Origin of the sequence: Corynebacterium glaucum (assembly GCF_030408855.1) — a bacterium.
Classification (GTDB): domain Bacteria; phylum Actinomycetota; class Actinomycetes; order Mycobacteriales; family Mycobacteriaceae; genus Corynebacterium; species Corynebacterium glaucum.
Genome location: NZ_CP047358.1, coordinates 1588735 through 1601311 on the forward strand (window position 1 = coordinate 1588735; position 12577 = coordinate 1601311).

Below are 12577 nucleotides of genomic sequence, written 5' to 3' on the forward strand. Positions count from 1 at the left end.
CATGGGCATTCGCTTGACGACGGTCTTCTGCACCGCCATCATCCTCTTCTTCACCCCCGCAACCGCACTCGCTTGGGTTGACCCAACCACCGGGATGCCTCACCCGACCCACGTCACCCGCCGTGCTGAAATCCCGGAGAAGAATTGGCTTCCCGGCCACCGCGGCGTAGACCTGGCCGCACGCCCCGGCGCGGCTGTAGTGGCAGCGGGCAGTGGAGCCGTGGCGTTTGTCGGTGTCGTGGCTGGGACCCCGGTGGTTTCGATCGATCACCCGCCTTCGGACGCCCACCCCGAAGGCCTTCGCACCACTTACCAACCCGTGCACAGTTCACTAACGGTCGGCGACTCCGTTGAAGAGGGTCAAGTGATCGGCACCCTCGCGCGCCCCGTCCCTGCCCACTCAGGTGAACACGACGGCCTGCACTGGGGAGTCCGCACCGGTCCCGACGCTTACATCGACCCGTTGACGCTGCTCGACGCCCCTCGTATCCGCCTCAAACCAGCCACGCAGGGCGACCGACCTACGCGCGCGGATGCGCTTGGTCGTACACCTTCTTGAGGCGCTGCGCCGACACGTGCGTGTAGATCTGCGTGGTCTGCAGACTCGAATGCCCGAGCAGTTCCTGCACCACGCGAAGATCAGCCCCGCCCTCGAGCAGGTGCGTCGCAGCGGAATGGCGCATGGAGTGCGGCGTCACGTCGGCCGCACCCGCGCGCTGCGCAGCACGCTCCACTACCCTGCGCACCTGACGAGGGTCGATCCGCTTACCCCGACTGCCCACAAAGAGCGCGACTTCACCCTCTTCGGCGAGCTCCGGGCGCCCGCCATCGAGCCACGCTTTGACCGCGCGCTCCGCCGGTGCACCGAACGGCACCACGCGTTGCTTGTTGCCTTTGCCGGTAACCTTCGCGAGATTGCGCCCGAAGTCAACGTCGCCAACCTCAAGCCCGGTGAGTTCGCCCACGCGCATGCCCGTGGCGTACAGCAGCTCGAGCATGGCGCGGTCGCGCAGCGACTCCGGCCCTGACGCACGCTCTTCTTCCGTAGCCTCCCCGGACACCATCGTTTCTGCCGTCTCGGGGCGAACCACAGTTGGCAGCGGTCGGTTGATTTTCGGCGTCACCAGGCGCGCGGCAACATCAGCCTCGATGTAGCCCTGGTGATACGCCCACGTAGAGAACGCCCGCACCGACGCAGTGCGACGCGCCAGCGTCGAACGAGCCTTGCCTTGCGCAACTGCATCCGCAAGCCACAAGCGCAGGTTCTCCAGCGTGAAGTCAGCAAACTTATCGATGACTCCCGTAAGCAGCGCGAGGTCGGATTGATAGGCGCGCACAGTGTTTTCGGAACGACCAAGCACCAGGCGGGCATGTTCGGCAAAGTCCTCCACCGCCGCCTGGATTTGGCTGCTTCCTTCACTCACGCCACAGGAGTTTACTCCAGCGACTCGTCGCCAAGCGGCACCCTGCGCCAGAGCCGCTTGTCTCGCGCAACCAGCTTGCGCTGCTCCAGTTCAAGCAGCAGGTGAACGGTAATCCCCACAGCCATCCCTGCTGCAGCAGCAACGGTTTCCGCGTCGGACGCTCCTCGGCCGACGGGCGGCAGTGAGTCGTAGACGCGCAACTCGTTGTAGGACAGCTGCTGGAGCGGGCTAGGTTCGTGTTTGAATTCCAAGGCCATCTGCGCGTCGACCTCGCCGACGGGGCTCAGCAATTCGTGGATCTGATCAGCATTGAGCACCATCTGCGCTTCTTTGTTGTAGATCAGCAGGTTCGTGCCCAACGAGCCCTGGCTCATGATGGAGCCTGGCACTGACATGCACACACGGTTGAACGTCCTAGCCCACTTCATCGTGTTCAACGCCCCCGAGCGGTACGCCGCCTCGATGACCACGCTGCCTCGTGACAGCGCGGCAATGAGGCGGTTACGGGTGAGAAAACGATGTCGGTCAGGAGTCGTTCCGGGAGGGTATTCCGAAATGATTGCCCCACCCTGTTTGGCGACTCTGTTAAAGAGCCGCTCGTTCTGCTTCGGATACGTCACTCCCGGCCCGCACGCCGTAACCACTACAGAAGGCGTACCCGCCGCCAGTGCCGTGTCATGAGCCACGGTGTCGATGCCTAACGCCCCGCCCGAGACAATCGTGTAGCGATGCTTGGCCAGCCCGCCAACGAGATCCGCGGTGGCTTGATGCCCATATACAGACGCGTTGCGGGTACCCACAATCCCCACCGCCGCATCAAATAAGCTCGGCAGATTTTGGTTGCCGCGCACCCACAACACGTGGGGCTCGCAACCACGTTCAAGCTCGCCTGAATCGGCTGCACTGAAACTGCGCTGAATTGCCTCAATCGGCCAATTCGGGTGCTCAGGCGTGAGCAGGTGGTACCCCAGCTCCGCCGCCTCGCGCAGATCGTCCTCCGCTCGTTCAATTTCGAAGCGCCTCTCGGTGGGACCTAACAAGCCACCGATCCATGTCTCCCTTTGCCGCACGCCACGGGCGATCTCGTCCGCGTCGTGCCCGACGCGCAGCAACGCTTGCAGATGCGGTGAGGGCCCCTCCACGACCCGGCTCAAGTACGCCCACGACTCAAGCGAACTCATGCGCTCACCACCTGCATTAACCCGCCGCGCAGCGCAATTGCCTTATCCACGTGGTCGATATGCGGGATGTCCTCGCCAGCTAGATCAGCGATTGTCCAGGCCAGCTTTAACGTTCGGTCGACGCCTCGTTGAGTTAGTTCGCGGCGATACAGCATGCGTTGCAGGGTCACCATGGACTCCTCATCGGCGGTGAAATCTCGTCGGATGAGGGTGGACGGCACGCGTGCATTCACTGAAACCTCAAGGCCCGCCTGCTGCCAGCGCCACGCCGCCCGTTCACGGGCTTGGGCTACCCGCTGCGCGATCTCGGCGGAACTTTCCGCCCCCTCCGGGCTGACGATCGCCGACTGGGATGAGGTGAGCAAGAAAATGTCCAACCGATCACGCAGCGGTCCCGAAATGTTCGCCAAGTGATTCGACCGGGCAGTTGGGTGGCAACGGCACTCCGCTGCTTCCTTACCGCACGGGCACGGGTTCGCGGCGAGGATGAGCTGGAAATCCGCCGGGAACATGTGCTCGCGGTGGTGACGGCGGATCACCACACGGCCGGTTTCAATCGGGATGCGCAGCGCGTCCAACACCCCCGCGTTTATCTCAGAGGCCTCGTCGAGAAACAGCACACCGTTATGCGCTTGGCTCACCGCGCCCGGCTGCGGGGTGCCAGCACCGCCGCCAATGAGCTCAACCTTCGTCAGCGACGGGTGCGGCGCGATAAACGGCCGTCGCACCACGATCTCCCCACGGGAGATCCCCGACGCGGAGTGCAACGCGGTCGTCGTGATCTGTTCGTCTACACCCAGCGGCGGAAGGATCGTCGGCAAGCGTTCAGCGAGCATCGATTTCCCCGACCCGGGTGGTCCCACCATGAGCATGTGGTGCCCGCCCGCAGCCGCGACCTCCATCGCTTCTCGCTCGAACAGTTGACCCGCAACGTCAGCGAAGTCTGGTCCACCGTCAACCGAGAACGGCGCCTGCGCAGCGGACGCGGTTTCGAGTTCAACCTCCCCGAGCAACCACCGCCACACCTGCGGAAGCGAGTCCCCCACCAAGATGTGGCCGTGATTGAGCAACGCCGCCTCCTGCGCATTCGCCCGCGGCACGACAACCGTGTCGATCGCGCGTCCACCCGCAGTGTCCCCGGTTCCATCCTCGCCCAGTTGCTGCAACTTCAGCAGCATTGGCAGGACGCCTTCGACGCGTCGCAATGAGCCATCTAGCGCGAGCTCGCCCATGATCATGGTGCGCTGAAGCCGCGCTTGCGCCCGCGGATCCAAACTCCCGAGCACACTCAAGGCGATCGGAAGGTCAAAGTGCGACCCACCCTTGCGCAGGTGCGCAGGCGAGAGCGACACCATGATCTTCGTGCGCGGCCAGGGCAGCGCGGCGTTGGCTACGGCGGTGCGGATGCGCTCACGTGACTCCTTGACCGCGGCATCGCCCAAGCCCACCATGTACATCCCGGGAAGCCCCGGACCGACGTTGGCCTCTACGGTGACCATGTGCGCGGCCACCCCTTCGACAGTGGCGCTCCACGTGCTAGCAAGCGCCATCGTCGACCCCTTCGTAGCGCCGCGCGGTGAAAGCCGCCCCATCGAAGCGGACATCCACCACGTCGAAACGCACCGGCCTCGGACCTGCCTCCGGGTGGCGCGACAGCCACTCCGCGGCGCACCGTCGCATGGTTGCAAGCTTCTTCGCGGTCACCGCCTCCGCTCCGCCGTACTCGCCGCTTCTGCGGGTCTTCACCTCAATAAACACCACGGTGCCGTCCGGGTCCAGCATGATCGCGTCGAGCTCACCGGCTCGGCACCGCACCCGCGCGCCGAACAGCCGGCACCCCATTTCCTCGTACCAGCGCACCGCAGCGGCTTCGCCTGCCTTGCCCAGCGCGTATTGGTCGGCGATCGGGCTATCTGGATGGCCTGGCGGCTGGCCGGTGTTGCCGCGGGTGGTGGTGGATGGCATCTGCTGTGTGGTCACAGCGATTCCCCCTTCGTCAGTTCTTTGTGAGTACGTTCCACTCACTTAGACCGACGTTTGACTCACTCGGTTCCGCAACAACCGAAATTCGCTCAGGAGGCTATCCGCCCTAAAGCTCTTAGCCGATAATTGGCGGCGCGAGGGCTTCCTCGTTTCCTGCCTCGGCAACCGCGCGAAGTGCGCGCTCGAGAACCTGCAGATCCTCAACCGTCTCTACTGACACGACCTTTCCCCATTTGAGCGTCATGAACTGAAAGACGGTGTTTTCGTACCTCTCGCCATCCGGCAGAGGCCCGCTGACCTGTGCCCGCACAGCGATGCGGGTGTTCCAGGGTCCGCCGCTGACCAGGACGTCACGAACGTCGAACTTCGCACCGGGAAGGAGACGGAACACGCGCTCCCACCAGCGATGCATCGCCTCCTTGGAGGTTCGTCGACCGCCGAGGGCGTGTTCACCATGGAAGATGTACTCGAACGGTGTTCCGAGCCCATCCACCATTGGCTGATAATTGCCAGCATTGATCTGGTCGAAGATGCTTCGCACCTTGTTCCGCACGATCATCGCGTAGACCATGTTTCTCGTGCCCCCTTCAAACAGCCACTGTAGGTTGTCGGCGGTGGTGAGGCCCTATCCTAGCGACGCCATGAAGTAAGAGGAGCTACGCGCGATCCGGGAACGTCAGATCGGGCTTGTCCAACTCCTCGATGTTGACGTCCTTGTAGGTGATCACGCGAACGTAGCGCACAAAGCGCACTGCGCGGTACATGTCCCACACCCAACAGTCGGACATGCGCACTTCGTAGTACACATCCTTGCCCTCGGTGTGGGGGATGAGCTCGACAGCATTCGCCAGGTAGAAGCGCCGGTCAGTCTCCACTACGTAAGAAAACTGGCTGGCCACGTCGCGGTATTCGCGGTAAAGAGACAGCTCTACTTCGGCTTCGTAGTTATCCAGCTCTTCAGCGCTCATCTGGCAATCGACCCTTCGTAAACCTCGTTGGCTTCACGGATGTTTGCATAACTATAACGGTGCTGCACGCTCGCGCCGTGGCGGCGCACCGCGTCCAAATGCGCACGTGTGGAGTAGCCTTTGTGCGCCTCTAAACCGTACTGCGGAAACTCCTCAGCCATCGCGGTAATCAGGCGGTCGCGGCTCACCTTCGCCAGCACACTCGCCGCAGCAATGCAGCGCGCGGTGTAATCGCCGCCCACAATCGGCAGTTGGGGCATCGGCAGGCCAGGAATCCTAAACGCATCCATGAGCACATAGCTTGGCGACGGCTCGAGCAACGCCACTGCCCGCCTCGCACCGTCCAGATTGGCAGCCTGGATCCCACGCCGGTCGATCTCCGCTGCGGGGATATGCACGATGGCGAAAGAGGTGGACGTTGTCACGATAGCGTCGTAAAGTAACTCCCTCTTGCCAGCCGTGAGCTGCTTTGAATCGGTGAGCTCCTCGAGCTCTTTGACCGGGCGAGGCGGCAAGATGCACGCGGCGACGGTCATGGGGCCGAAGCACGCGCCGCGACCGGCTTCGTCGACACCAGCGACCGGGCCTAAGCCTGCCTTGTCCAGCGCGACTTCGTACGTGCGCAGCTGTTTGAGGCGGCGCACGGTGTTACTGCTGGATCTCCGGGTTGGCGACGCCGCCGATGCGGTCAAACGGGAAGACAATCGCCTGGACCTTGCCGCGCAGGTTCTCCTCCGGGATCGTGCCCTGGAACTCATCGCCTAAGTGGTAGCGAGAATCCATGGAGTTGGTGCGGTTGTCGCCCATCATGAAGTAGTGGCCCTCCGGCACCTCGACGGGGCCGAAGTACTTGCCGCCACAGGCTTCTGAACCAGTGGAATCGTCCACCTCGTAGGTCGGAGGCGTGAGGATGTAAGACTGGTCGATCGGCTGGCCGTCCACCATCACCGCTGGGTCACCCTCCTGGCAGGAGACGGTCTGGCCGCCCTCCGCGACGATACGCTTCACCAGCGTGTTCTCATCCTTGGGCACCAGGCCGACCCAAGATCCGACCTCCTGGATCCCACGCACAAAGGTGTTGCTGGAGCGGTTGGTGGAAAAGCCGGTGTTCCACGAATCGGTGCCCGCGAACACCACCACGTCACCCGGCTCCGGGTCGGTGAAGTAGTAGCTCACCTTCTCCACGAAGATGCGGTCGCCGGTGCCGTTCGCACCGTGCAGCGTCGGCTCCATCGACGACGACGGAATGACGTAGAGCCTGCCAATGAACGTCTGCATGACAAACAGCAGCAGCAACGTCAGCAGCACCACCGCCGGGATCTCGATGTACCACGGCGTTTCCTGGCGCTCCTCGGCTTGGCGCTCTTCGGCTTCGGGAGCCTCCTGCAGCACCTCTTGCGCCGGGGTGCCGGCAGGTTCGTTCGGGTTGGTCACGCGCAACACTGTAGCACTGCACCCGCTTCAAACCGGTATCGGAGGAGAACCACTGCACCATTAGCCAACCTGCGGTTTTGAGCGCAAAACCAGGAATGCGAAACGCCCCGGCTACCGGGTGTGGCAGTCGGGGCGTAGACGTCGATAAGCGAAATGTGCTTAGCGGCGTTCCTTGATGCGGGCAGCCTTGCCGCGCAGGTCGCGCATGTAGTACAGCTTCGCGCGGCGAACCTTACCCTTGCGAACAACCTCGATCTTCTCGATGTTCGGGGAGTGAACCGGGAAGGTACGCTCCACGCCGATACCGAAGGAGATCTTGCGAACGGTGAAGGTCTCGCGGATGCCGCCGCCCTGGCGGCGCACAACGAAACCGGTGAAGATCTGGGTACGGGTGACGTTGCCCTCGATCACCTTGACGTGCACGTCAAGGGTGTCGCCGGGGCGGAAGTCGGGGATGTCGTCGCGCAGCTGGCCTGCGTCGACAAGATCAATAACGCCGTTGGACATAACAGCATTCCTTTACTTTTACGGACAGAGGACCCGAGCGGCCTTGGATGAAAGGCTCGACTGGTTCGTATCGTGTGCAATAACCTTTGGCATCTTACATTTGGCCCGCTCAGTTCCCAAATCCGGCTTGCTTCAAGGCATCGGCCAAAGAGCCAGTTGCTTGTCGACGGTCCCCCGCGTTCCGCTTCGTCTGCTTCCCGCGGCCGTTCTGTGGTTTGTTGGGTTTGCGGCTCGCTTGCCCAGGTTCATCGTCGAGCCGGAGGCTCAGGCCGATGCGGTTGCGGGCGACGTCCACGTCCATCACCTTGACCTTGACCACCTCGCCCGAGCGCACGATTTCGTGCGGGTCGGAGACGAAGCGGTTGCTCATCGCAGAGACGTGCACCAGGCCGTCCTGGTGGACGCCGACGTCGACGAACGCGCCGAACGCGGCCACGTTGGTCACGGTGCCTTCGAGGATCATGCCGGGTTTGAGGTCTTTGACCTCGGTGACGCCTTCTTTGAACGCCGCGGTCTTGAACTCCGGGCGCGGATCACGGCCGGGTTTGTCCAGCTCCGCGAGGATATCGGTCACCGTGGGCACGCCGAACTGCTCGTCGGCGAACTCTTCCGCCCGGAGTTTCGACAGCACCGCGGTGTTGCCGATCAGCTGCTCGGTGGCCAAGCCCGTCGCCTGTGCGACGCGCTCCACCACCGGGTAGGCCTCCGGGTGCACCGCTGAGGCGTCGAGCGGGTTCGCGCCACCTTGGATGCGCAGGAAGCCGGCGGCCTGCTCGTACGCCTTCGGCCCAAGCCGCGGCACCTTCGCCAGCTCCTTGCGGGTGGTGAATCCGCCGTGCTCGTCGCGGTAAGCCACGACGTTCTTGGCCACCGTGGGGCTCAAGCCTGCGACGCGCTCGAGCAGCGGCACGGACGCGGTGTTCACGTCCACGCCGACGGAGTTCACGGCGTCTTCCACCACCGCGTCGAGGGTTTGGGCGAGCGCGGTCTGGTTCACGTCGTGCTGGTACTGGCCCACACCAATCGACTTCGGGTCGACCTTCACCAGCTCCGCGAGCGGATCTTGCAACCGACGGGCGATGGAGACCGCCGAACGCAGCGAGACGCCCATGTCTGGAAACTCCTCCGCCGCGATCGGGCTCGCGGAATAGATCGATGCGCCCGACTCGCTGACCACCACCGGCGTTGGGCGCTTCCCGCCAGCTTGGGCGATCATGTCCGCGACCTCGCCGGCGAGCTTCTCCGACTCGCGTGACGCGGTGCCGTTACCAACGGCGATCAGCTCAACGCCGTGTTCAGCGGCGAGCCCCGCAAGTTCGTTGCGGGCTGCATCCCACCGGTTCTGCGGCTGGTGTGGGTAGACGATGCTGGTGGCCAAGACTTTGCCGGTGCCGTCCACCACCGCGCATTTCACGCCGTTGCGGTAGCCCGGGTCCAGCGCCAGGGTCGCGCGCTGCCCCGCAGGCGCGGCCAGCAGCACGTCGCGCAGGTTGGTCTTGAACACTTCCAAAGCGCCCGCTTCCGCGACTTCTCTCAGTCGCATCCGGGTGTCCAGGTTCGCCGCTACCTGCAACTTAGTGCGCCAGCCCCAGCGCACCGCTTTGTTCACCCACTCGCTGTGGGGCAGGTCGAAGGCCCGCACGATCATGCCCTCGTAAATGGCCTCCTCACCTGGGTCGAAGTCCAGAGTGAGCACGCCTTCCGTCTCACCGCGCAGGAGCGCGAGGATGCGGTGGCTGGGCAGCTTGGTGAACGGCTCGGAGAAGTCGAAGTAGTCAGCGAAATTCGCACCTTCAGTTTCTTTGCCGCTGACCACCGAGGCACGGAGCGTGCCCTGCTCGAAGACGCGGTCGCGCACCTCGCTGACCAAGTCCGCATCGAGCGCGAAGCGGTCCACCAAGATCGCACGCGCCCCCTCCAGCGCGGCTGCCGCGTCTGGGAAGCCTTCCGAGGTGAAGTTGGCCGCTGCGGTGATGGGGTCGAGCGTGGGGTCGTCGATAAGCAATTGCTCGAGCTCCTCGAGCCCAGCCTCTCGTGCAATGTCCGCCTTGGTCTTGCGGCGCTTCTTGTACGGCAGGTAGAGGTCCTCGACGCGGGCTTTGGTGTCGGCGGCGAGGATGGCCTGCTTGAGCTCGTCGGTGAGCTTGCCCTGTTCTTCGATGCTGGCGAGCACGGTGTCCTTGCGCTCTGCGAGTTCACGCAGGTAGGTATTGCGCTCCTCGATGTGGCGCAGCTGCGCGTCGTCGAGCCCGCCGGTGGCTTCCTTGCGGTAGCGAGCGATGAACGGGACGGTGTTGCCCTCCGCTAAAAGCGTAAGCGCCGCCTCCACTTGGGAGGGGCGCACGTTGAGTTCTGTCGCGATGGTGTCTGCGAAAGTCATTCGGGGAAGTCTAGCGCGTGGACACCGGCGGCAGCGTTTGCGGCAGCACCTACGCCGGCAGCTACAGCAGCACTTGAGCAAGCAGCGAGCCGACCACGCAGGACGTGAACACGGAGATCGCACCTGGGACCAGGAACGAGTGGTTGATCACGTACTTGCCAATGCGGGTGGTGCCGGTGCGGTCGAAGCCGATGCACGCGAGGTCAGACGGGTAGGTCGGCAGGATCCAGTAACCGTATGCGGCGCCGTAGAAGCCGACGATCACCTTCGGGTCGATGCCTAGCGCAAGTCCGATCGGGGCGATGGCCACCAGCGCAGCTGCCTGCGAGTTCACCAGCTTGGACACGATCAGCAGCACGATCGCATATGCCCACGGCGCCTGCTCCACCACCCCGCCAAGGGATGCCTCGAGCTGGTCGATGTGCGCGGCGAAGAACGTGTCCGCCATCCACGCCACACCGAACACGGAGAACACCGCAGTCATGCCCGCCTTGAACACCGGCGTGGAGGCGATCTTCTTGTGGTCCGTCTTGCAGAACAGCAAGATCATCGCGCCGGCGAAGAGCATCACCATCTGAATGGTGAGGTTCATGGACAACGGCTTGAGGTCGCCCGCATCGTCCGGCCACGCGGGACGCAGCGCTTCGAACGCGCCCAGCACAACCACGAACGCGATTGCGCCGAGGAAGATCCACACCGAGTTGTACGCGGACTTCGGGAACTGCTCCCCCAGCAACGAGTGGCTCGACTTCTGGATCGACTCAGCAAACGTCGGGTCCTTCATGCGCTCCTGGAACACTGGATCATCTTCTAGATCCTTACCGCGGCGCAGCGACCACACGGCGGCAAGCAACACACCGCTCAGCGATGCCGGGATAGCCACCATCAGAATCTGCGGGATGGAGTAGGCCTGGTCGATCACGCCTGCGTTCTCCGCAAGGATCGACGCGAGCGACACGGTGGCCACCGACACCGGCGAGGCGGTAATACCCATCTGCGCCGATGTGGAAGCCACCGCCATCGGCCGCTCCGGGCGGATGCCCTTCTTCAGCGCAATGTCTTCGATGATGGGAAACATGGTGTAGACCACGTGGCCCGTGCCGCACAGCACGGTGAGAAACCACGTGGTCAGCGGTGCCAAAATCGTGATGCGTTCAGGACGCGCGCGGAGCACTTTCTCCGCCTGTTGCATCATCACCTCAAGGCCTCTGGCCTGCTGTAATGTCGCCGCGCAACCGATCACGGCGATGATGGTCAGCATCACTCCGACGGGAGGCTCACCCGGTTCGAGACCGAAGATGAACACCATGATCATCAGGCCGATGCCCGAGATCAGGCCGAGGCCGAGCCCGCCGTAGCGGGTACCCAGCAACAGGGCGCCGAGAATGATGAGGATCTGCAGCACGATTGCGATCGTGGATGTGGGATCAAGTATTGATGCCAGCATGAGAACCCTTTCTTCTAGGTCATACCTAAAGGGTAGTTCTCAGCTTCTCCCCAGTTCCCGGCAATGTTAGGTGATTTCAACCACCCGCGTCGATCCGTACCAATCCAATCCCCGCGGCAACCCCGCGACCACGGCTTTGGTCGCCTCCACTACCGGCAGCGCAGTGCGGCCCCGGATAGTGAGTTTCACCACCGGCTCGGTGCTCGGCCGTCCCTCGCGCCGCTCGAATTCGGTCTCCAGCATCGACGGCCCGAAGCACACATCCGCGCCGCGCTCCTCCCACTCGATGGAATCGACCAGGTAGCCAACCTTCCGCAGGTGCTTTCGCAAGTGCTTATCGACGCCCCCTTGCACCCGCCCCAGCACATCCAGTTCCGTAATCACCTCGCGCGCATCAAGGGTGAATCGGTCTTCGTCGCTGAGCAAGCCGGCCGCTGCCGCCGCGTCAATGAGATCGGGGCGCACCGCCTTGGTGCGTTGCAAGGCCTCATCTCGCCGGAAGCGCGCCACCTTCGCGTGGTCACCCGAGGTAAGCACCGCCGGAGCCTCGATGCCGCGCCACACCCTCGGCTTGGTGTAGCTCGGCCCTTCCAAAAGCCCGTCGGAGAAGCTGTCCTCCTCGTGGGATTCGGTGTTGCCCAGCACTCCGGGGATGAGGCGCGTGACCGCCTCTGCGATGACGAGGACTGCCACTTCCCCGCCGATGAGCACGTAGTCGCCAATCGAAACCTCGCGCACTCGGTACCGCTGGGCCGCGTCGGTGAACACCCGCTGGTCAATGCCCTCGTAGCGCCCGCAGGCAAACACCAGGTGTGTCTCACGTGACCACGCGCGTGCCTGCGCCTGGGTGAACGGAACACCGGCCGGGGTGGGCACGATGAGCAGCGGCGCGTCTGGATCCTCACCCTTGCGCACGTCGCGCGACTCCGCATATGGCCGTGCGGCGACCTCCGAGACGTCGTCGTGGCGTAGCTTGTCGTTGCGGTGGGCAACGGAGGTGGTCAGGGCGGTGCCCGTGTGGCCGGCCGCGATGCTGTCCAGCGCGGATCCCCACACCTCCGGCTTCATCACCATGCCCGGTCCCCCGCCCAGCGGCGGCGCGTCTACCGACTTGTGCGCGCCGGTGGCCCAGTCGCGCAGGTCGTGCACGCCGACTTCCAGGATCCCCTGTTCGATCGCTTTGCCGAGGAGCGCATGCCGCAGCGGCTCGAGGTATTCCGGGAAGATGGTGACCGCGTCGATCCGCATCACGC

The 12577-nt window shown here is 63.8% G+C and carries 13 protein-coding genes; 1 reads left to right on the top strand and 12 read right to left on the bottom strand.

From position 1 onward, the window contains the following. Position 1: 1 nt before the first annotated feature. Complete coding sequence (locus CGLAUT_RS07720; protein ID WP_290184424.1) at positions 2–559, top strand: M23 family metallopeptidase; 558 nt, start codon at positions 2–4, stop codon at positions 557–559. On the opposite strand, the gene CGLAUT_RS07725 is transcribed toward CGLAUT_RS07720, so the two are convergent. The 12 genes from CGLAUT_RS07725 to trmD all read right to left on the bottom strand — a co-directional run bounded on the left by CGLAUT_RS07725 (position 522) and on the right by trmD (position 12572). After that, on the bottom strand, positions 522–1424 hold the full coding sequence (locus tag CGLAUT_RS07725; protein WP_290184426.1) for a tyrosine recombinase XerC: 903 nt from the start codon (positions 1422–1424) through the stop codon (positions 522–524). The genes CGLAUT_RS07720 and CGLAUT_RS07725 overlap by 38 nt on opposite strands. Positions 1425–1435: 11 nt before the next feature. Next, a complete protein-coding gene (gene dprA / locus CGLAUT_RS07730) occupies positions 1436–2605 on the bottom strand; it encodes a DNA-processing protein DprA (RefSeq protein WP_290184428.1) in 1170 nt (389 codons plus the stop codon). After that, a complete protein-coding gene (locus tag CGLAUT_RS07735) occupies positions 2602–4155 on the bottom strand; it encodes a YifB family Mg chelatase-like AAA ATPase (protein WP_290184429.1) in 1554 nt (517 codons plus the stop codon). The genes dprA and CGLAUT_RS07735 overlap by 4 nt, the downstream gene beginning before the upstream one ends. Beyond that, positions 4142–4585, bottom strand: coding sequence for a YraN family protein (locus CGLAUT_RS07740; protein ID WP_290184431.1), 444 nt, complete (start codon positions 4583–4585; stop codon positions 4142–4144). The genes CGLAUT_RS07735 and CGLAUT_RS07740 overlap by 14 nt, the downstream gene beginning before the upstream one ends. Before the next feature lie 118 nt (positions 4586–4703). Then, a complete protein-coding gene (locus CGLAUT_RS07745) occupies positions 4704–5159 on the bottom strand; it encodes a nuclear transport factor 2 family protein (RefSeq protein WP_095660214.1) in 456 nt (151 codons plus the stop codon). 85 nt (positions 5160–5244) lie between these two features. Beyond that, positions 5245–5556 (bottom strand): DUF2469 domain-containing protein, encoded by a 312-nt coding sequence (locus CGLAUT_RS07750; RefSeq protein ID WP_095660215.1) that lies wholly within the window; start codon positions 5554–5556, stop codon positions 5245–5247. Next, positions 5553–6200, bottom strand: coding sequence for a ribonuclease HII (locus tag CGLAUT_RS07755; RefSeq protein WP_290184432.1), 648 nt, complete (start codon positions 6198–6200; stop codon positions 5553–5555). Before CGLAUT_RS07755 ends, CGLAUT_RS07750 begins: the two co-directional genes overlap by 4 nt. A gap of 4 nt (positions 6201–6204) precedes the next feature. Continuing rightward, on the bottom strand, positions 6205–6948 hold the full coding sequence (gene lepB, locus CGLAUT_RS07760) for a signal peptidase I (RefSeq protein WP_290187092.1): 744 nt from the start codon (positions 6946–6948) through the stop codon (positions 6205–6207). A 201-nt stretch (positions 6949–7149) separates the two neighbouring features. Next, the gene (rplS, locus tag CGLAUT_RS07765) at positions 7150–7497 is read right to left on the bottom strand and encodes a 50S ribosomal protein L19 (protein WP_095660218.1); all 348 of its coding nucleotides are present in this window, start codon (positions 7495–7497) and stop codon (positions 7150–7152) included. Between the two features lie 109 nt (positions 7498–7606). Beyond that, positions 7607–9877: a Tex family protein gene (locus tag CGLAUT_RS07770; protein ID WP_290184435.1), complete on the bottom strand. Its 2271-nt coding sequence runs from the start codon at positions 9875–9877 to the stop codon at positions 7607–7609. Between the two features lie 61 nt (positions 9878–9938). Beyond that, positions 9939–11324, bottom strand: a complete 1386-nt coding sequence (locus CGLAUT_RS07775; RefSeq protein ID WP_290184437.1) for an anaerobic C4-dicarboxylate transporter — start codon at positions 11322–11324, stop codon at positions 9939–9941. Between the two features lie 66 nt (positions 11325–11390). After that, entirely contained in the window at positions 11391–12572 is a 1182-nt protein-coding gene (gene trmD / locus CGLAUT_RS07780; protein ID WP_290187093.1) for a tRNA (guanosine(37)-N1)-methyltransferase TrmD, read from the bottom strand. Positions 12573–12577: the final 5 nt, after the last annotated feature.

What these genes read in the sequence shown, in the direction of transcription:
- CGLAUT_RS07745 (WP_095660214.1), bottom strand. Translation starts at nt 5,159, where the DNA reads ATGGTCTACGCGATGATCGTGCGGAACAAGGTGCGAAGCATCTTCGAC.
- rplS (WP_095660218.1), bottom strand. Translation starts at nt 7,497, where the DNA reads ATGTCCAACGGCGTTATTGATCTTGTCGACGCAGGCCAGCTGCGCGAC.
- trmD (WP_290187093.1), bottom strand. Translation starts at nt 12,572, where the DNA reads ATGCGGATCGACGCGGTCACCATCTTCCCGGAATACCTCGAGCCGCTG.
- CGLAUT_RS07770 (WP_290184435.1), bottom strand. Translation starts at nt 9,877, where the DNA reads ATGACTTTCGCAGACACCATCGCGACAGAACTCAACGTGCGCCCCTCC.
- CGLAUT_RS07735 (WP_290184429.1), bottom strand. Translation starts at nt 4,155, where the DNA reads ATGGCGCTTGCTAGCACGTGGAGCGCCACTGTCGAAGGGGTGGCCGCG.
- CGLAUT_RS07720 (WP_290184424.1), top strand. Translation starts at nt 2, where the DNA reads ATGGGCATTCGCTTGACGACGGTCTTCTGCACCGCCATCATCCTCTTC.
- dprA (WP_290184428.1), bottom strand. Translation starts at nt 2,605, where the DNA reads ATGAGTTCGCTTGAGTCGTGGGCGTACTTGAGCCGGGTCGTGGAGGGG.
- CGLAUT_RS07775 (WP_290184437.1), bottom strand. Translation starts at nt 11,324, where the DNA reads ATGCTGGCATCAATACTTGATCCCACATCCACGATCGCAATCGTGCTG.
- CGLAUT_RS07750 (WP_095660215.1), bottom strand. Translation starts at nt 5,556, where the DNA reads ATGAGCGCTGAAGAGCTGGATAACTACGAAGCCGAAGTAGAGCTGTCT.